Annotated in this window: 22 protein-coding genes and 1 other RNA gene; 13 read left to right on the top strand and 10 right to left on the bottom strand. The window is 33.4% G+C overall.

Translation table 11 applies throughout. From position 1 onward, the window contains the following. Window positions 1–3: 3 nt before the first annotated feature. Entirely contained in the window at window positions 4–1206 is a 1203-nt protein-coding gene (gene glgA / locus AA088_RS14680) for a glycogen synthase (protein WP_046745785.1), read from the bottom strand. Between the two features lie 213 nt (window positions 1207–1419). On the opposite strand from glgA, the gene msrB reads away from it, so the two are divergent. The 9 genes from msrB (at window position 1420) to AA088_RS18440 (ending at window position 6736) form a co-directional block, all read left to right on the top strand. Continuing rightward, window positions 1420–1905, top strand: coding sequence for a peptide-methionine (R)-S-oxide reductase MsrB (gene msrB / locus AA088_RS14675; RefSeq protein WP_046745842.1), 486 nt, complete (start codon window positions 1420–1422; stop codon window positions 1903–1905). Window positions 1906–1925: 20 nt separating this feature from the next. Beyond that, a complete protein-coding gene (locus tag AA088_RS14670) occupies window positions 1926–2501 on the top strand; it encodes a uracil-DNA glycosylase family protein (RefSeq protein ID WP_046745784.1) in 576 nt (191 codons plus the stop codon). Window positions 2502–2594: 93 nt separating this feature from the next. Beyond that, window positions 2595–3077 carry a hypothetical protein gene (locus tag AA088_RS14665; protein WP_046745783.1) on the top strand — a complete coding sequence of 161 codons (483 nt, stop codon included), beginning with the start codon at window positions 2595–2597 and terminating at the stop codon, window positions 3075–3077. Then, window positions 3074–3637: a DUF1572 family protein gene (locus AA088_RS14660; RefSeq protein WP_046745782.1), complete on the top strand. Its 564-nt coding sequence runs from the start codon at window positions 3074–3076 to the stop codon at window positions 3635–3637. Before AA088_RS14665 ends, AA088_RS14660 begins: the two co-directional genes overlap by 4 nt. Window positions 3638–3803: 166 nt before the next feature. Further along, window positions 3804–5195: a dihydrolipoyl dehydrogenase gene (gene lpdA / locus AA088_RS14655; protein ID WP_046745781.1), complete on the top strand. Its 1392-nt coding sequence runs from the start codon at window positions 3804–3806 to the stop codon at window positions 5193–5195. A 55-nt stretch (window positions 5196–5250) separates the two neighbouring features. Continuing rightward, complete coding sequence (locus tag AA088_RS14650; RefSeq protein ID WP_046745780.1) at window positions 5251–5868, top strand: hypothetical protein; 618 nt, start codon at window positions 5251–5253, stop codon at window positions 5866–5868. Window position 5869: 1 nt separating this feature from the next. Continuing rightward, window positions 5870–6172, top strand: coding sequence for a DUF3817 domain-containing protein (locus tag AA088_RS14645; RefSeq protein ID WP_046745779.1), 303 nt, complete (start codon window positions 5870–5872; stop codon window positions 6170–6172). A 97-nt stretch (window positions 6173–6269) separates the two neighbouring features. Further along, window positions 6270–6413, top strand: a complete 144-nt coding sequence (locus tag AA088_RS18445) for a hypothetical protein (RefSeq protein WP_157547252.1) — start codon at window positions 6270–6272, stop codon at window positions 6411–6413. 152 nt (window positions 6414–6565) lie between these two features. Then, window positions 6566–6736: a hypothetical protein gene (locus tag AA088_RS18440; RefSeq protein WP_157547250.1), complete on the top strand. Its 171-nt coding sequence runs from the start codon at window positions 6566–6568 to the stop codon at window positions 6734–6736. 230 nt (window positions 6737–6966) lie between these two features. Here AA088_RS18440 and AA088_RS14640 read toward each other — a convergent pair whose 3' ends face one another. The 4 genes from AA088_RS14640 to AA088_RS14625 all read right to left on the bottom strand — a co-directional run bounded on the left by AA088_RS14640 (window position 6967) and on the right by AA088_RS14625 (window position 9616). Next, window positions 6967–7701: a Dph6-related ATP pyrophosphatase gene (locus AA088_RS14640; protein ID WP_046745778.1), complete on the bottom strand. Its 735-nt coding sequence runs from the start codon at window positions 7699–7701 to the stop codon at window positions 6967–6969. 10 nt (window positions 7702–7711) lie between these two features. Next, window positions 7712–8125: a type II 3-dehydroquinate dehydratase gene (gene aroQ, locus AA088_RS14635; protein WP_046745777.1), complete on the bottom strand. Its 414-nt coding sequence runs from the start codon at window positions 8123–8125 to the stop codon at window positions 7712–7714. Between the two features lie 116 nt (window positions 8126–8241). Then, entirely contained in the window at window positions 8242–8823 is a 582-nt protein-coding gene (locus tag AA088_RS17775) for an OmpW family outer membrane protein (protein WP_052752922.1), read from the bottom strand. Between the two features lie 262 nt (window positions 8824–9085). After that, the gene (locus AA088_RS14625) at window positions 9086–9616 is read right to left on the bottom strand and encodes a hypothetical protein (RefSeq protein WP_046745840.1); all 531 of its coding nucleotides are present in this window, start codon (window positions 9614–9616) and stop codon (window positions 9086–9088) included. A 163-nt stretch (window positions 9617–9779) separates the two neighbouring features. On the opposite strand from AA088_RS14625, the gene xerD reads away from it, so the two are divergent. Beyond that, window positions 9780–10676, top strand: a complete 897-nt coding sequence (gene xerD / locus AA088_RS14620) for a site-specific tyrosine recombinase XerD (protein ID WP_046745776.1) — start codon at window positions 9780–9782, stop codon at window positions 10674–10676. Window positions 10677–11055: 379 nt separating this feature from the next. Here the strand turns inward: xerD and rny are convergent, their stop codons facing one another. From rny to AA088_RS14605, 4 genes are all read right to left on the bottom strand, one after another. Beyond that, on the bottom strand, window positions 11056–12627 hold the full coding sequence (gene rny / locus AA088_RS14615; RefSeq protein WP_046745775.1) for a ribonuclease Y: 1572 nt from the start codon (window positions 12625–12627) through the stop codon (window positions 11056–11058). 159 nt (window positions 12628–12786) lie between these two features. Continuing rightward, window positions 12787–12906: non-coding RNA, 6S RNA (gene ssrS, locus AA088_RS17890), on the bottom strand. Between the two features lie 62 nt (window positions 12907–12968). Next, complete coding sequence (locus tag AA088_RS14610) at window positions 12969–13262, bottom strand: cell division protein ZapA (protein ID WP_046745774.1); 294 nt, start codon at window positions 13260–13262, stop codon at window positions 12969–12971. Between the two features lie 19 nt (window positions 13263–13281). Further along, window positions 13282–13572: a hypothetical protein gene (locus AA088_RS14605; RefSeq protein WP_046745773.1), complete on the bottom strand. Its 291-nt coding sequence runs from the start codon at window positions 13570–13572 to the stop codon at window positions 13282–13284. A 185-nt stretch (window positions 13573–13757) separates the two neighbouring features. On the opposite strand from AA088_RS14605, the gene AA088_RS14600 reads away from it, so the two are divergent. The 3 genes from AA088_RS14600 to AA088_RS14590 all read left to right on the top strand — a co-directional run bounded on the left by AA088_RS14600 (window position 13758) and on the right by AA088_RS14590 (window position 18655). Further along, entirely contained in the window at window positions 13758–15452 is a 1695-nt protein-coding gene (locus tag AA088_RS14600) for a M23 family metallopeptidase (RefSeq protein WP_046745772.1), read from the top strand. A gap of 12 nt (window positions 15453–15464) precedes the next feature. After that, window positions 15465–17939, top strand: a complete 2475-nt coding sequence (locus tag AA088_RS14595) for a TonB-dependent receptor (RefSeq protein ID WP_046745771.1) — start codon at window positions 15465–15467, stop codon at window positions 17937–17939. A gap of 65 nt (window positions 17940–18004) precedes the next feature. After that, the gene (locus tag AA088_RS14590) at window positions 18005–18655 is read left to right on the top strand and encodes a DUF4136 domain-containing protein (protein ID WP_316931687.1); all 651 of its coding nucleotides are present in this window, start codon (window positions 18005–18007) and stop codon (window positions 18653–18655) included. Window positions 18656–18750: 95 nt separating this feature from the next. Here the strand turns inward: AA088_RS14590 and AA088_RS14585 are convergent, their stop codons facing one another. Continuing rightward, window positions 18751–19899 (bottom strand): cysteine desulfurase family protein, encoded by a 1149-nt coding sequence (locus tag AA088_RS14585; RefSeq protein WP_046745770.1) that lies wholly within the window; start codon window positions 19897–19899, stop codon window positions 18751–18753. Window positions 19900–19961: the final 62 nt, after the last annotated feature.

Below are 19961 nucleotides of genomic sequence, written 5' to 3'. Positions count from 1 at the left end.
GTGTTATATAATGGATTTGTATAGGTTTTCTGTTTGTTTGGCAATTGCTTTCCAGTCAAAAAAGTCTTCAACACGTTTTCGTCCTGCTTTTTCCATACGATTTCTCATTTCAGGATTACGAACTACTTTGTTGATTCCTTCTGCTAGTTCTTTTGAAAATTGTGCTGCATCTATAGGTTCAAAAGGAGCTGTATTTTGTTGAGCTACTTCTACCAAAATACCCGTTTCATTATGAACTACAACTTCTTTGATGCCGCCAACAGCACTTGCTACAACTGCTGTTTTACACGCCATTGCCTCTATGTTGATAATGCCAAACGGTTCGTAAATAGATGGACAACAAAATACAGTTGCTTGCGAATACAGCTGAATTATGTCTTCTTTGGGTAACATTTCTTCAATCCAAAATACATTATCACGTACTTGTTGTACCGCATCCACACTTTCTTTCATTTCGAGTGCAATTTCTTCTGTATCTGGCGCACCTGCACATAACACAATTTGTATATGTTCGTCAATATATTTGATGGCATTTACCAAATGAATGATTCCTTTTTGACGGGTAATTCGTCCTACAAATAGTACATATGGTTGGGAAGTATCTATTTGAAAACGTTCTAAAACGCTAGTATGATTTGTGTATTGATACTGCTGCAGATTGATTCCGTTGTAGATAACTTGTATGTTTTCTTCACGAACATTGAAATGCTTGAGCACGTCTGCTTTGGTTTCTTCAGAAACAGCAATGATTGCATCTGCCATTTCGATTGCTGTTTTTTCAATCCATGAAGAAGCATCGTATCCACGACCTAGTTGCTCACGCTTCCACGGACGTAACGGTTCTAATGAATGTGTCGTAATGACTAATGGTTTTCCATAACAAAGCTTTGCCATGATTCCTGCAAACTGTGCATACCACGTATGACAATGTACCACATCTGCATCAATCGCTTGTGCATTCATGTGCAAATTGGTTTGCAACGTATTGAATATGGGTTGTAACTTTTTATCTGTTTTAGTAAAGTCATTATGATTTCCTAAAAATCCTTGAATGGTAAGCTGTGTATTTTGAGTGTTTTGATCACCAAAACTACGCACTTCTACTTCCATCAATTCCTTTAATTCATCAGCTAGATATTCTACATGTACACCAGCTCCTCCATATACATAAGGAGGAAATTCTTTGGTAAAGAAAAGTACTTTCATGATCTTTTTTAAATGACTTTTTAATGGTTTATAATGGGTAATGGTCTTAAAATTAATCAATTCATCTGACTTTTAAGCAATATTTTCCAACTCTTCCTCTTCTTAATGAAACGAAAACATTTTCGTAATGATTATAATTTATTCACGACCAACGATTCATATAAAAAGTTGTATTTTTAAGATACAATGATTGAAAAAGAAAAACACTATTGTATGAGAAAAATGATTGCTTTAATGCTGATTGGATTATTTTTTAGTTGTAATTCCAACGCACAAAAAAAACAAGAAACTGCTGCTCAAAAAGGAGAAGCATTTAAGGTTTCTAAAACTGACGCTGAATGGAAAAAACAGCTTTCTGAGATGGAATATTACGTGTTGAGAGAAGCGGGAACAGAACGTGCTTTTAGCAGTCCCCTGAACAAAAATTATGAAAACGGAACGTATTATTGTGTTGCTTGTAATACACCTTTGTTTAAAAGCGAGCACAAGTTTGATTCTGGAACAGGCTGGCCAAGTTTTTATAAAGAAATTGAAGGAAATGTAGCATTTAGCACTGATTATAAGATTGGTTATGCGCGTACCGAAGAACATTGTGCTACTTGTGGCGGGCATTTAGGTCATGTTTTTGATGATGGTCCAAAACCCACAGGCAAACGCCATTGTATTAATGGAGTTGCCTTAAAGTTTGTCCCTAATTAAATAGATACGATTTCATTTTTATGAAAAATTTGTTAGAAGAAATACTGGGCTGCACTATTTGTAAAGCACATTTGCCTCTTGGCCCCAATCCTATTTTGTCTGCCCATGTTTCTTCTAAGATTATTTTAATTGGACAAGCGCCAGGGTTAAAAGTGCATCAGAATGGAATTCCATGGAATGATATGAGTGGAAAACGACTTCGCCAATGGCTAAATGTGCCTGATGCTGTTTTTTATGACGAGAAAAAAATTGCGTTGATTCCTATGGGGTTTTGTTATCCTGGAAAGGGAAAGTCTGGTGATTTAGCACCAAGAAAAGAATGTGCTGAAGCATGGCACAATCAACTTTTACACTATATGCCACAAGCTGAATTGGTATTGCTTGTTGGACAGTACGCTCAAAAATATTATTTAAAGGAGAAAGCAAAAAAAACGCTAACTGAAACTGTGGCTAATTATGACTGTTTTTTGCCTGCGTTTTTTCCATTACCGCATCCATCACCTAGAAATCGTTTTTGGCTTCATAAAAATCCTTGGTTTGAAGAAAACGTACTTCCTGAGCTACAACGTAGAGTTGCAACCATTTTAAATCAGTAGCCTTCTTTTTTTAATTTCATATGCTGAAAATTCCTTTTAGTTTACTGCATACGTATGTGCGTTTTTAACAACTGTTTTTAGTATCTTTAAGCTATGGAAAAACGTTATTTTGTTTTAAAGAAAGGATATTTGAATATTGATGACCAGTTTTTTTATTTCAGTAATCATGGTGATTGGGAAGCTTGCAAAATTTTAGAGGAAACTGAAAATCCGAGATTGACATTTTTTTACATTTCCAACCATATTATTAATACAATATATACAATCATCAGTATTACTTTTTTATTGTTTCTAATCTTCGGAAAAATAACCAACCCTTTTGAAGACACTTTTATTGTTTTGTTACTAATGAGTGGTATACATCTTTTAAATCGTAGGAATAAAATCCAGTATTTTAAGATTCCTCTGAATAAAGTTATTCATTTATCCATCATTTCTACTGTTCTGAAACTAACGTTCCGAAATAGTAAGAATCAACAAATTAGTTATAGTATCAAGTTAGATGATCCTCAAGAAACAAAAGATATTCAAAATTACATAAGCACGCATTTTAATCATCAACTACAAAACGTATGAGCTCAATTGCTGAAAATTTTCTAGAAACCGCCTATAAACAATTCACTTATTATAAGAGCTTGGGAGATAAAACTTTTGACCAATTGAATGATAATGATATTCATTGGCAAGCAAACGACGATAGTAATAGTATTTCAATTATTGTAAAACATATTGTTGGCAATATGCTAAGTCGTTGGACCAATTTCCTTACGGAAGATGGTGAAAAAGAGTGGCGTCATCGTGATACTGAGTTTGAAGCAACTTATAAAACAAAAACAGAAATGATTACTGCTTGGGAGAAAGGATGGAAATGTTTGTTTACGACTCTCCATTCTTTACAGCCCGAAGATGCCTTACGTATTGTTTATATTCGAAATCAAGGACACACGGTTTTAGAAGCAATTACCCGTCAATTGTGTCATTATCCTTATCATATTGGACAATTGGTTTTTGTTGCTAAGCAGATTCGCTCAGATAAATGGAAATCCTTGTCTATCCCAAAAGGAAAATCAGTGACATATAATACTGAAAAGTTCAATAAAGCTAAAGACAGACGTCATTTTACAGAAGATTTGTAATTTTTTTTTGACACGGAACCGTAAAATAATATCGCAATTACTGTTCATGCAATTATCCATATTAGCAGCTACATCCTTAAAAGTAAAAACAACTCTTTATAATTTATTCTTCAAACAGAATTCCGTAAATTTGCCCCTTTGAAAACAGACAACAAAATTTTAAGATATGAATACATATGACATCATCGTTTTAGGAAGTGGTCCTGGCGGCTATGTAACTGCCATCAGAGCTTCGCAACTTGGGTTTAAAACTGCCGTAGTAGAAAAAGAAAGCTTAGGGGGCGTTTGCTTAAATTGGGGTTGTATTCCAACGAAGGCTTTATTGAAATCTGCTCAAGTTTTTGAATATTTAAAACACGCTGAAGAGTATGGTTTGTCCGTAAAAGAATATGATAAAGATTTTGATGCCGTTGTAAAACGTAGTCGTGGTGTCGCTGAAGGAATGAGCAAAGGTGTTCAATTCTTAATGAAAAAGAACAAAATTGACGTTATTGAAGGTTTTGGAAAAGTAAAAGCAGGCAAAAAACTAGAAGTTAAAGACAAAGACGGAAAGACAACTGAATATAGCGCTAAACATATTATTATCGCTACAGGAGCACGTTCACGCGAATTACCAAGTTTACCTCAAGATGGTAAAAAAGTTATTGGCTATCGTGAAGCAATGACGTTAGAGAAACAACCTAAAAAGATGATTGTAGTTGGTTCTGGAGCTATTGGAGTAGAATTTGCATATTTCTACAATTCTATGGGAACTGAAGTAACTATTGTTGAATATATGCCAAAAATTGTTCCTGTAGAGGATGATGAAGTATCAAAACAGTTAGAACGTTCATTCAAGAAGAGTGGTATCAAAATCATGACTTCTGCTGAAGTAACTTCGGTAGATACCTCTGGAAAAGGTGTAAAAGCAACTGTAAAGACTAAAAAAGGAGAAGAAATACTTGAAGCTGACGTAGTTTTATCAGCAGTTGGAATTAAAACAAATATTGAAAACATCGGATTGGAAGATGTTGGAATTGCTACTGATAGAGACAAAATTTTAGTCAATGATTACTACCAAACCAATATTCCTGGATATTATGCTATTGGCGATGTAACGCCTGGGCAAGCATTGGCACACGTTGCTTCTGCTGAAGGAATTTTGTGTGTAGAAAAAATTGCTGGAATGCATGTAGAAGCATTAGACTACGGTAACATTCCAGGTTGTACGTACTGTACACCTGAAATTGCTTCGGTTGGATTGACTGAAAATCAAGCGAAAGAACAAGGGTATGATATCAAAGTTGGTAAATTTCCATTCTCAGCTTCTGGAAAAGCAAGTGCTGGAGGAAATAAAGAAGGTTTTGTAAAAGTAATTTTTGATGCTAAGTATGGAGAGTGGTTAGGCTGCCACATGATTGGTGCTGGTGTAACAGATATGATTGCAGAAGCAGTACTCGGTAGAAAATTAGAAACTACCGGACATGAAGTATTGAAAGCCGTGCATCCGCATCCAACTATGAGTGAAGCTGTGATGGAAGCCGTTGCAGACGCTTATGACGAAGTGATTCACATTTAATAATATAAGAAGCTGCTCAATGAGCAGCTTTTTTTTACTCTTTATAAATTTACAAATGAGAGCTTTATTTTTTGCACTAACAGGAATCATATTAGTGGGATGTGCCTCAAGTAGAATTAGGCCTAAACTGCCTTCTTCGCTTTCATGTGATGAAAATGCCAAGATTTATGACATAGACACTAAGTTTGACACTAATTCACTTACTAATTTGTCGAGATTATCATATACAGCAACTTACACCATGATTCATACTCTAACAGATTCCTTAGAGAAAGATTCAATTCGTTTTTCTATTAATAAAACTGCCAAAAAAGTTGTAAAAAAAGTATTTCCAGAATCTACTTTTTTAGATGAAACACTGCTGTTACATAAAAAATACAACGACATTATGTTTTATACAACAGATATTCGACTCAATAACGAAGACCAAAAAGCAGTAAGCAAATTAACGATTCCTAATCTGAATAGTTCAAAACAATTATTCGTAGAAGTAAGAACATATGTAAAAGATGGTAGTTTTTCTAATACCATTCGTTTATATGTTTTTGATTTACGTGCAAAAAAGCTCTTGTATTATGATTCTGTAAAATACAAATGTGATCCTAGAGACGAAATCATGTTTATGAAAACTTTGTATTACGGAATGAATAAATTAAAAAATAGCATTAATTAATATGGATACCATTTTAAAAGAAACCAAAACTTTAAAAACATTTCGCTGGATTGCGATTGCTGAAGGAATCTCCTATTTAGCATTTTTCATTACTATGCCTTTAAAATACATGATGGAAATGCCATTGCCTAACAAGATTGTCGGAATGGCACATGGTATCTTGTTTTTGGCCTATGTGTTGTTTGCTTATTTGGTTACCGAAGAACAAAAATGGAGTATGAAACGTTTTGCAATCTTGTTTATAGCTTCGTTACTTCCTTTTGCAACTTTTTATATTGAGAAAAAATACCTTCGAGCAAACTAGTATTCTCTGTTTTTATAAAAAATCGTTCATTCTGTACGAGTTGATATATTCATCTATAATATAGCTTTATCACAATTAATTTAAAAAGTAATAAAAGATGAAAAAACAAGAATTTAAAACACTGGTTTTACGCAAAAAAGCCATTTCAAATCTAAAATTTAAAGAGCTTAAAGGAGGAAAAAAACATATTCCTTCGCTGTATGATGAGTCATGTAATAATATTTGTGATACATTATTTTAATCAAACACAAGCGAACTTCGGTTCGCTTTTTTTGTCTCTGTATATTATTTTCCTTTAGCAACACATCTTACTCTGTTAAGTATGGTAATCCCGTAACTACTTGATAATTAAACTATGTATCTTCCTATAGTATAAACCAAACACATACTATCATGAAAAAAAGAGAGATTACATCTTTAAGACTCCGTAAAACTCCTATTTCTTCTTTCAATCAGTATTTCATCAAAGGAGGAGGAAGTGAATTATCTGCTTGTTGTCAAGATCAATCGTATGGAACCTGCGAAAAAGAAAAACAGCTTACGCCTGGTTGTGATCACAACTAAAATTTCTAAACGTAGCTTTTTAGAATAAACAATATAAAAAGTCATTCAGTTTCCCGAATGACTTTTCCCTCAACCAACCTAAAATAACTGATATCCCACCTTCAGTTATGAAAAAATTGCGCAAAACCATACACTGGTTTACAGCATCAAATATAGGGTGCAAGACTCTTAATTTGTTGCCAATTAAATGCCAAAATTTTGGTAAGGTTTTTATAGAATTTTGTTAATTTTTAAGAAGCTGTGCTATTTTTAAGCACTAAATCGCAATACCAAAAAGAAGTATCCCAAGAAGAGTTGCTGGTAGTACAAGAATCTTCATCTTTTGACGAAGAATATGTTTTTAACACTTTCTCTCCAACAGAAAATTGAATAGGTGTTGAAAAAATAGGCCCATCAAAAACAAATGTATGAAATTCTCCATTTTCTCCGCATGGATCTACACCAGAAGGTAAATCGTTTATAAAACTCTCATCAAGAATTCTCCCTACAAACGATTCGTCTAGTAATTGAGCATTTACACACACGGTAATTGCTTTAAAACCTAATTGTAAAAATTCTTTTAGCAATGTTTTTGTATCTTTTTTCCATAGAGGAAAAACACCTGTAATACCTACTTCTTTTAGTTTTTGCTCACGATAGCTTCTGAGGTCTTCCAAAAAGATATCTCCAAAAATACCATATTGAAAACCTTGGTCAGATAATTTTTGAGTCGCTATCCGCATGGTAGTATCGTAGGCTGTCATAGAAACTTCTGCAGGAAAATATATTTTTTGTAATGGTATTTGTAATTGTGCTACTTGAGCATCCAATAACTCTTCCCGTAATCCATGCATAGATACACGTTCAAAATCTTTATTGACTGTAGTTACCAATTGTGTAACACTGTACTCTTTTGCTTGTAAAACTTGATATAAGGCTAGAGCTGAATCTTTTCCAGAGCTCCAGTTAAAATAGGCTTTCTTCATATGCTAAGAGCTAAAAACTCTGAATTGCCAATTCATAACTCTGCATTCCGAAACCTAAAATCACACCTTTTGCATTGGGAGAAATATAGGATTGATGCCTAAAAGATTCTCTACCAAACGTATTAGAAATATGTACTTCTACTACTGGTGTTTCGATGGCTTTAATTGCATCGCCTATTCCAATAGAAGTATGCGTATAAGCACCTGCATTTAAAATAATACCATCATACGTGAAGCCTACTTCTTGAATTTTATTGATTAACTCACCTTCTACATTTGACTGATAATAGCTCAACTCTATATGTGAGAATTGAGTTTGTAGAGATTTAAAATAGTCTTCAAATGTAGCGCTCCCATAAATTTCAGGTTCACGCTTTCCTAAGAGATTTAAGTTAGGCCCGTTAATGATGATAATTTTTTTCATGACAGCTAAGATATTAAAAAAGATGATGTGAATTTTCTAAAGAACGTTTCAAAATTTTATTATAAAAAAAGGTCTTTCAATGATTGAAAGACCTTTTACAGATATATTATATGATATTATAAGTATAGAGAAAATCCTAAACCTAAAGCTAAGCTAGAGTTTTTGCTTTCTAAGTTACTGTTTGCTTTATTCTTTTGGTTTGAATTCAAATACTGAACAAAGAAATCAGCAGAAATTGAATTGCTAATAAAGTAAGCAATACCTCCTTTACCAGTTAATGCCAATCCATTAGATTTTAAAGCATCACTGTCTCCGCTACTTGTAGTTATATAACCTGCTCCAAGTCCTAAGAAAGGCTTTATTTTGCTACCAGCATCAAAATAGTAAGTTCCACCAAGAGTTGACATCAAAGAAGAAGTTTTAGTTTCTGTAGTTCCATTATCAATCTTGTTTGAAGTAAATGCTAAATCAAACTCTACAGCAAGATTATTAATTACAAAATAACCTACACTTGGTGACAGCGTAAATATAGAACCGCTAGTGTCATCACTAATTTCTTGCCCATCCAATTCTAAAGTGAGATTGGTACTTGCAAAAGATACAGATGTTCCTCCAGAGATGATCCATTTTCCTTTTTCTGTTTGAGCGTTTACTGTAAGTCCTGTAAGGACAATAACTATAAGTAATAGTTTTTTCATAATGTTTATTTTTTGACTTTTAATATTCGGCAAATGTATACTATCTGAATTATTTGCCAAAAGAAAAAATACTCTTTCTTAAATTGAAATAATTTTCATCGGATAAACTTTCTAGGAACAGATATAGAAAATATTTTGAAGAACACACTTTCAAATTTATTAATTATAGATAATAACAATTTTGGGATGATTATATGCTGTATAGAACAAAAAAAAAGAGGAAGTAAAACTTCCTCTTTTTATATACCTAGTTATTTTTCTCTTAGAAATGTAAAGCAAATCCAATGTTTACTTGGAAAACTCCTTCATCAGTGAAGTCTTCATTTAAAGAGTGGTTGTAACGAAGTCCTGGCTCGATAGAAACATTGTTTCCAATGAACCAAGCATATCCTGCTCCGATTCCTAACCATAATGGATTTTCATTAGCGTCTTCAATTGATGAACCTGTTAAGTCTAAAGATACAGGAATCATGCTGTTGATATAGTACTTTCCTCCTAAACGGTAAGAGAAAACACTTGTATCAGTTAAAGAGTTTGATCCGTACCCTAAACCTGCTTTTAAAGCTAAGTCATCCATGATGAAATAACCTCCATCTAAACCGATGTTGAAAGTAGACTCTCCATCAGAAGAAGTAAAGTAAATACCTGTTGTCCCTAATACAGCGTTTCCTGTGTTAGCTTCAATTAACCATTTACCTTTTGCTGTTTGCCCAGTTGCTTTATCATCGTCTTGTGCGTTTGCCGTAAAAGCGAATCCAAAAACAGCTACAGCTGCTAAAATAATTTTTTTCATCTTAAATAGTTTTTTAATTAATTCACTTACAAAAGAACTACTTTTTTGTAAATTAACACACATTTCTTAACTAATTATTAACAAATTTTGAGCTTATTTTTATAACAATCTCAGTAGCATATGTTTAATTTGAAACAAAAGTTAATCTAACACAAAAAAGTACATGAAATGGGCACATACTTTACGAGATTTTCAGCATTTTTTGAAGATAGAACGTGGTTTATCGGAGAATACCATCATAAATTATACACATGATATCGAAAAATTGATTCAATTTATTGAAGACAATAATATACATCATTCTCCACTTACCATAGATGAAAATACTATTCAACAATTTATTTATGAAATTGCAAAAATACTAAATGCTCGTTCACAAACGCGCATCATTTCAGGATTGAAAAGTTTTTTTAATTATTTGGTTTTTGAAGATTATAGAAAGGATAATCCTACAGAATTACTCGAAGCCCCTAAAATTGGAAGAAAACTACCAGACACACTTGCGTTGGAAGATATAGAACGACTTGTTGAAGCAATTGACTTGAGCAAACCCGAAGGACATCGCAATAAAGCTATTCTTGAAACTTTGTATGGTTGTGGATTGCGAGTTAGCGAATTGGTTGGATTGCGAGTATCTGACTTATTTTTTGAAGAAGGATTTATAAGAGTGACAGGAAAAGGTGATAAACAACGTTTTGTTCCTATTAGCCATTTCACGCAACAACATATTAATTTATATCTTAAAGAAATTCGCCCTTTTGTAAAAGAAGTTCCTGAGTTTAGTGATACTGTTTTTTTGAATAGACGAGGAAAGCAACTTACGCGTGTAATGATTTTTACAATTATTAAACGTTTAGCTGAAAAAACAGGATTAAAGAAAAATATTTCGCCACATACTTTCAGACACTCATTTGCTACACATTTGTTAGAAAATGGTGCCGATTTAAGAGCTATTCAGTTAATGCTAGGTCATGAGAGCATTACCACTACAGAAATTTACATGCATGTAGACAGAAGCCATTTGGCTAAAATTATGCAAAAATATCATCCAAGAAACTAAAAAAAGCAGCAAGTATTTTACTTAAATACTTGCTGCTTCTTTTCACTGAGTCTCTTTACTTTTTAGCAAGCACTCCAACAATCTTTCACAGAGTTTTTCTTTCCGACATAAATCGTATTGCAATAACACATAAAAGAAGATTTTAGTGTCATACCTCGTTCATCTTGAGTGCCAACTTGTTGGGTTTTTGAAAGCATGTCAACACCAGTAAGGCTTAAAATTTTCTTTAACATACTTGATTTTTATTTAGGTTATACCTAAAATTACATATAAAAAAATCCTCCCTGTCATTGGTTTGCCATAAAAAGTAAACGTGAATACCGTAGCTTCTTATTACTACGCTATTCACGTTTTATATATTTATAAGTTATTGAATTATTTATTTTGCAATATTAACAGCGCGTGTTTCTCTAATCACAGTAATTTTTACCTGACCAGGATATGTCATATCTGTTTGAATTTTTTGTGATATATTGAATGACAACTCTGCTGCCTTTGCATCGTCTACTTTTTCACTTTCTACAATGACACGTAATTCTCTACCCGCTTGAATTGCATATGCCTTTTTTACTCCTGTAAATCCAAAAGCAATATCTTCTAAGTCTTTAAGACGCTGTATGTAGCTATCAAGTACTTGACGACGTGCGCCAGGTCGTGCTCCTGAAATAGCATCACACACTTGTACAATTGGTGATAGTAACGAGTTCATTTCTATTTCATCGTGATGCGCTCCAATAGCATTACAAACTTCAGGCTTTTCACCATATTTTTCTGCCCATTGCATTCCTAATATTGCGTGAGGCACTTCGGTTTCAGTATCAGGTACTTTTCCTATGTCGTGAAGCAATCCGGCTCTTTTTGCTAATTTTGGATTCAATCCGAGTTCAGCAGCCATTACACCACAAAGTTTTGCTACTTCACGAGAGTGTTGCAATAAGTTTTGTCCGTAAGAAGAACGATATTTCATTCTACCAACTGTTCTAATTAACTCTGGATGCAAACCATGAATTCCTAAATCAATAACAGTACGTTTTCCTACTTCAATAATTTCTTCATCGATTTGCTTACGTGTTTTCTTTACTACTTCTTCGATACGTGCTGGGTGAATTCGTCCATCTGTTACCAATCGGTGTAAAGACAAACGAGCTACTTCTCTTCTCACAGAATCAAAACAAGATAAAATGATTGCTTCTGGCGTATCATCTACAATAATTTCTACACCTGTGGCTGCTTCTAATGCTCTAATGTTTCGCCCTTCTCTACCAATAATACGACCTTTTACATCGTCGGATTCAATATTGAATACGGATACACAGTTTTCAACCGCTTCCTCAGTCCCAATTCGTTGAATTGTGTTGATAATCACTTTTTTGGCTTCTTGTTGTGCTGTAAGTTTTGCTTCTTCAAGTTTTGCTTGAATATAGCCCATTGCATCGCTCTTTGCTTCTTCTTTGAGAGATTCAACTAATTGTTCCTTTGCTTCATCTGCTGACAATCCAGAAATTACTTCTAATTGATCTATCTGACTTTTATGTAATCGCTCAACTTCAGACTTTTTCTTTTCTATAAAATCTAAACGATAATCGTAATCTTTCAGTTTTGACTCAAGCTCTTGATTAAGTTTTTTATTTTTTGATAATTCACTTGAAACTTGTGATTCTTTGTCACGTGTACGTTTTTCAGCTTCTGCCATTTTTTTGTCTTTCGACAAAATGAATTTTTCGTGTTCTGCTTTTAGTTCAAGAAATTTTTCCTTTGCTTGAAGAATTTTATCTTTCTTAACATTTTCAGCACCTGCTTTGGCTTCTTTTAATAAAGATGAAGCTTCTTTTTTTGCTTCTTCAATTACTTTTGAAGCTTGTTTTTTTTCTAAACTTTTGGCTATAAGAAAGCCTATGATTATACCAACCGCACCTACGGCGACTGCAATTATGATTGTAATACTATCCATCATCTATCGATCTTGATTATATACTAATTTTAAAGAACATCGAATGTCATTTTTTTGAAATGGACAAACGACTAGCAATTTTGAAGTGCCATTCTCAAACATATCAAAACTGTGTTTTATTCATAAAAAAAAGCCTACATTGATAAGAGTTTTTTGTATAAACTCCAAAAAACAAGTTTAGAGCTAACAGATTGATCAAGGATCTGTCCTAATACAAAAGTATTAACAGCTTGCTTTTACAACCATGACTTACTCTTTTTAATGATAGTAACGTTGAGTTTATCAAAAATAAAAATCAATGTAGGCAGTAACCTATTTTATATTTTAAAGAACTTATTTTTTTAAGAACTAAGCTGCGCTTTCAATAAATTATCAAGCGCTTTGAGCTTTTCTTCTAATGCGGTTTGATGGGCATCTTTATCTATCGCTTTTTGCTCTACTTGTGCCGCAAATTGCAAAGCACACATAGCCAATACATCTTGCTTGTCTCTAACGGCATAACTCTGCTCAAATTGCTTAATCATTGCTTCTATCTTCTTTGCAGCACTACGCAAACCTTCTTCCTGACTAGCGGAAATCGTTAGCGGATATACTCTATCTGCAATAGAAAGCTTTATTTTGAGCTTATTTTCCATAGTGTAAAGAACTCATCTTTTATTCAGCCAATTGTGCAATACAATGGTCAATTTCCCGAATTAGGGTATTTATTTTAAGCTTAGCTTCTTTTTTGTTGTTATCACTGCCAAGCATTGAATTTGCAATTTTTAACGTGTTGAACTTTTCTTCCCATTGAGAGATTTCATTGTGCAAACGTTGCATTTCTTCCCTTGAATTCGCTAATTCTTGTCGTAATTGTTGATTTTTTTGTTCCAAAACTTCAAGCTTATGGAGCACTTTACTCACTCTATTCTCAAGAGAATCAACGATTTTCAAAGTACTATTCATTACATTTCTATTCAATGCATATTGTTACAAATTTAGTATTCATAAAATTAGTTCGCAAGCGTTTTAGCTATTATTTAAAGTATCACTTTAAGATGTGTCTTTATTTTTGGTGTAGTTTTTGAATTCAAAGATTCGAAATTAACTAAGTATTAGCTATTTTAGCTGCTCAAACGCATTTTTAATCTATGTACAGACTGTTTTATATTTTTTTATTTTTTTCCTCATATATATTTTCTCAACAACCCATTTCTAAAAGTGATTTTAGGTCACCATTAGATATTCCAATCGTTCTTTCGGGTACTTTTGGGGAATTGCGAAGTAATCATTTTCATTCAGGAATCGATATTAAAACCAAACAGAAAGAAGGGTTTGAAGTGTTTGCGATTGGTGACGGGCATGTGTCTCGTATTAAAATTCAGCATTGGGGATTTGGAAAGGCTCTCTATGTAACACATACTAATGGCTATACATCTGTATATGCACACTTAAAAAAATTAGCTCCTAAGCTAGAAGCTTATTTAAAAAAACAACAATACAATAAAGAGAGTTACGAAATTCAATTATATCCAAAAGAAGATGAATTGATTGTAAAAAAAGGAGAAGTGATTGCTTATTCAGGAAATAGCGGCTCTTCTGGCGGACCACATTTGCATTTTGAGATTCGTGACAATGCATCACGTCCAATGAATCCTATGTTGTTCGGAATTGAAGTTAAAGATAGTCATACACCAACCGTAAATGGTTTGTTTGCCTATGCACTTTCTGAAACTGCTCAAGTCAATTCGTCTAATAAAATCGTACAACTACAATTAAAAAAAGGAAAAGAAAAAAACAGCTACATAGCCGATAAAATATATGCTTCTGGTAAAATTGGTTTTGGTGTAAATGCACATGATCGACAAGATTTAGCCTTTAATAAGAATGGAATTTATCAACTGAAAAGTTTTGTAAATGGAGAAGAAAATTTTTGCTATACATTTGACAAGTTTTCATTTAGCGAATCTAGATATATCAATACACTGATTGATTACACGCGTTTTAAACAAATGAAACAACGGGTACAACGCTGTTTTGTTACACCTGCAAATGAATTGAGTATTTATGATAAAGCCATAGATAATGGTATGATTACCATAGAAGATGGAAAAGAATACACTGTAACTCTTAAAATTAAAGATTTTAAGAATAATACAACAACAGTTACGATTCCTGTGATTGGAAAAGAACAACCTATCTCTTTACAACAAGAACAAGCAAAAACACCGCATTTTGTAACACGTAACGAGTCGCACACATTACAAAAAGAACTAGTAAGCGTCTATATACCGAAAGAAACTTTTTATGAAGATTTTTATTTTGACTTGTCAAAAGATACTAATGGTTATTATACTATTCACAATGAGAATGTAGCTGCGCATAAAAATTTTATCATTTCATTTGACGTTTCCAACTATTCTGCCGAAGAACGCAAACAATTATTTATTGCCAGTTTAGACTCCAAAGACAAACCTTCGTATAGCACTACAAAAAAGAGAGGCAACATATTTTCTACAAGCACAAAAAGTTTAGGCACTTATTTTCTAGCTAAAGATTCCATTCCTCCAATTGTAACCCCCGTAAATTTTGCGAAAGACAAATGGATTTCTAATCATAAATATTTAAAAATTAAAGTTGATGATGAAACTTCTGGTGTACGAAGTTTTCGTGGAACCATTAATGGAAAATGGATTTTACTAGAATATGATCCTAAAAAACAAATGCTAATCTACGATTTTAACGATCTAAATTTTACAGAAGCAAAACATAATTTAAAGTTGATCGTTACTGATAATGTTGGAAATAGTACTACATTTACCAGCACATTTTATAGAAAAAATTAAAAAACTAGACTCTTGAAACCAATACAATCTTTACTTTTTATCGGTTTTTTGTTGTTAACCAACCTTTTGATAGCGCAAACGGGAACCGTAAGAGGTGTCATTTTAGACGCTAAAAACCACCCTATTGAAGCGGTAAATGTCAAAACATCTTTAGGAACGGGAACACAAACCAATAAAAATGGTTTTTTTATAATCTCTGTTCCTGCAGACACTCAAATAACCTTAACATTTTCTCACATTTCACATAAAGATATTAAACTTACAGTGCTACTCAAAAATGGAGAAGACTACGAATTTTACCCGATTATGTCTACTTCTGAAGAACAGATTGGAGCTGTAATTTTGGATTCTCGAAAACGTAAAGCTGTAGAAGGCATTCAAACACTTTCTGCCGAAACAGTACGTTTGATTCCAGGAGCCAATCCTGGTGTGGAAAATTTAATTATGTCTTTGCCTGGTGTGAGTAATAATAACGAGTTGAGTACGCAATATTCTGTACGAGGAGGAAATTATGATGAAAACTTAGTGTATGTAAATGAAATTGAAGTATATCGTCCTTTCTTAATCCGTTCTGGACAACAAGAAGGATTGAGCTTTGTAAATACTGACATGGTGCAAAACGTAGATTTTTCTGCTGGTGGATTCCAAGCAAAGTTTGGAGATAAGCTCTCATCAGTACTGGATATTACCTATCGCAGACCTGTTCGTTTTGGCGGAAGAGTCAATCTGAGTTTACTTGGAGGAAGTGCTTCTATTGAAACCGCAAGTAACGATAGTAAATTTACCACCATTTCGGGTATTCGATATAGAGATAATAGCTTGTTTGTAAACAGTAAACAAACGGAAACTAATTTTCGCCCTCGTTTCGTAGATTTTCAAACCTACGCCACATATAAGTTTTCAGATAAGTTTCATGTAAACTTTTTAGGGAATGTTTCTTTTAATGATTATGATTACGAACCCTTAACACGCCAAACAAATTTTGGAACTTTACAAGATCCTATTGCATTGCTGATTTTTTATCAAGGACAAGAAGAAGACCGTTATCGTACTTATTTCGGAGCATTAAAAGCTAACTATTTCTTGAACGATGATGTTACCTTAAAATTTATTACATCTGCATATCACACAACCGAACAAGAACACTTTGATATTTTTGCACAATATCGCTTAGGAGAAGTGAATACAAATATTGGCGATCAAAACTTAGGAGATGTTGAATTTAGTGAAGGAATTGGTTCGCAATTAAATCACGGTCGAAACGATTTGGATGCATTAATTTTTAATGCAGAACATAAAGGAAATTATCAAATTAATGACGAAGAAAGTCAGATTGATTGGGGCGTTAAATATACGCATGAAGACATTCGTGATCGTTTGATTGAATGGGAAGTAATTGATTCTGCGGGCTTCTCTATTCGTCCTCCACTTCCTCAATTCTCCAACAATCAGCCATATACACCTTATGAAGGCCCTATAGAACCTTTTCAAACTGTGAGAGCTCGAAACAATACAAAAATTGATCGTATTTCTGGATACGCACAATGGAGCAAAAAAAGTTCTATTGGCAATCATGAAGTGTGGACTAATATTGGTGTGCGTGCGCATAATTGGACTGTGAGTGGTGATGGTATTGAAAGTGTAACACAAACTGTGGTAAGTCCAAGAGCACAAATTGCAATTAAACCTGATTGGCAAAAAGACATGTTATTTCGTTTGTCTGGAGGATTTTATCACCAACCGCCATTTTATAGAGAGTTACGTGGTTTTGACGGACAAGTAAATCCAAATGTAAAAGCACAACAATCTATTCATGTAGTTTTAGGAAATGATTATAGCTTTAAACTATGGAATCGTCCATTTAAACTTATCACAGAAGCTTATTATAAAAATCTTTCTGATGTAAATGCCTATACCATTGAAAATGTACGGATTCGTTATCGTGCAGATAATATTTCCAAAGCGTATGCATATGGATTGGATATGCGCTTGAATGGAGAATTTGTACCAGGCACAGAAAGTTGGGTAAGTTTTGGCTATTTAAAAACTGAAGAAAACATCAATAATCGTGGTTATATTAGACGACCAACCGACCAACGACTAAAATTTGCTGTATTATTTCAAGATTATATGCGAAAAATCCCAAATTTAAAATTGTACTTGAATTTAGTATACAATACAGGACTTCCTGGAGGATCGCCTAGCTATTCTGACCCATATTTGTTTCAAAGTGAATTACCGGATTATAAGCGTGCTGATGTAGGGTTTTCATATGTATTAGTAGATAAAGATAAACAATTTGATAAAGGACATTGGCTATCGACATTTAAAGACTTGAGTGTAGGTTTTGAGATTTTCAATGTATTTGATGTGCAAAATTCCATCACCAACACATGGGTTCGCGACGTGTATACAAAACGTCAGTTTGGAATTCCAAATTTCTTAACAGGCCGTGTATTTAATATAAAATTGAGCTCTCGTTTTTAAACACTCTTTTTATCTATTTAAAATTCTTAACCTCAAAAAACGACCCTTTTACCTTGAAAAAGAAAATGATGCTTAAAAAAATTGTTGTTTGTTGTTTGATTTTATTGGGAATTCAACAAAGTAATGCTCAAAAAAAGATTTACGAAAGTGATGCTTTTGAAGAATTATCCAAGGATCATAAAATTATTGCAATACTCCCTTTTCAAACTACGCTCAATTTGAAATCTGATAAAAAGAAGTATACAGAAGAGCAAATAGAAACGTTTGAAGAAAAAGAAGGTATTGCTGTACAACAAGCACTTGAAAGTTATTTTTTAAATAGAAAACGTAAGAAGAAGCTTAAAATTGATTTTCAAGACATTGATACCACAAATCGTTTGTTAAAAAAAGCAGGCATATCAATGGATAATATTGATATTTATGCTCCGCAAGAACTTTGTAAGATTCTTAAAGTTGATGCCATCATTAGCGGTTCACTAACATCTCGCTTACTAATCTCAAAAGAAGTTGATACGTCTTTTGACTTTATTACTTTTTTAAAAGGAAAATCGGATTACGGAAAAATTATCATCAAACTTAGTGATAAACATACCGGAAAGTTACTGTGGCGCTATGAAAAAACTATTGATCGGAAATCTGGAAAAAACACCAATGCAATCATTGATAAAATGATGCGACAAGCTTCTAGAAAGTTTCCGTATGAAGAAAAGCAGTAACTAAAATTTAAAGCCTACATATAAATATTTGATAGTGTAGCTACAAAAAAAAGCGAGTTTCTATTGTAACTCGCCTTTTCACTATATGTTTAGTCTTATGAATTTGCATACTCATGCAGTACTTGCACTACATAATCAATTTCATCTTTGGTATTGAATTTTGAGAAAGAAAAACGCAACGATGGTTTTTCTAAATCTTCGTCACTTAAAATAGCACGCAAAACGTGTGAACCTTTACTACTTCCTGACTGGCACGCACTTCCTTTGGAACATGCAATTCCTTTTAAGTCCATGTGGAACAACAACATCAACGCTTTTTGTTGATCGAACGGCAAACATACATTTACTAACGTGTATGTACTTTTAGTCGTTTCATGACAGTTTCCATTGAATTTGACATCAGGTAAAACTTTCTTAAGTTCTTCCATAAAATACACTTTCAACGCTTCTACATACGCTTTTTCTTCTGCAAGATTATCATACGCCAAACGAAATGCTTCTTCCAATCCAACTACATTATGCACTGCTTCAGTTCCAGCTCTAAATCCACGTTCCTGCGATCCTCCAAAAATTAAGGGTTTTAATCCTGAATCTTTTCGAATAAACGCAAAACCAATTCCTTTAGGTCCGTGAAATTTGTGTGCGGCAGCTGCCATAAAATCTACGGAAGTTTTCTGCACGTCCCATTCAAAATGTCCTATTGACTGCACTGTGTCTGAATGAAATAATGCACCATACTCCGTACATAATTTTGCTACGCGATCTGCATCTAGAATATTCCCTATCTCATTATTTACATGCATTAAACTCACTATTTTTTTTGAATTATCTGCTTTTAACAACGCTTCCAAATCATCATAATCAGGCGTTCCACACGGTTGTAGTTTTACATACGTTACTTTGATATCACATTCTATACGCAATTGTTCTACTGTATGTAACACAGCATGATGCTCAATTGGAGAAGTTATAATTGTCGTAACGCCTAAATCTCTCACAGAGCAGCGCAATACCATATTATCTGCCTCTGTTCCTCCTGAAGTAAAAATTATTTCTTGTGGAGATGCATTTAAGTATTTGGCAATTGTTTTTCGTGCTGTTTCAATTAATGTTTTAGACGATCGTCCATAACTATGTGTAGAAGAAGGGTTTCCATAATTTTCCTCCAATACTTTTTTGATACGGTCTACGACTTCTGGTCGAACTTGTGTAGTTGCGGCACTGTCAAAATATACATTTTTCATGCTGTTGTTTATATAAATAGGATTGGGTATACTAAAGATGAGCAAAAATAACGGAAATAAAA

The sequence above is a fragment of the Kordia zhangzhouensis genome (genome assembly GCF_001005305.1).
GTDB lineage: Bacteria > Bacteroidota > Bacteroidia > Flavobacteriales > Flavobacteriaceae > Kordia > Kordia zhangzhouensis.
The sequence above is the reverse complement of the archived record's forward strand: the minus strand, read 5'-3'. Positions and strand labels throughout refer to the sequence as shown.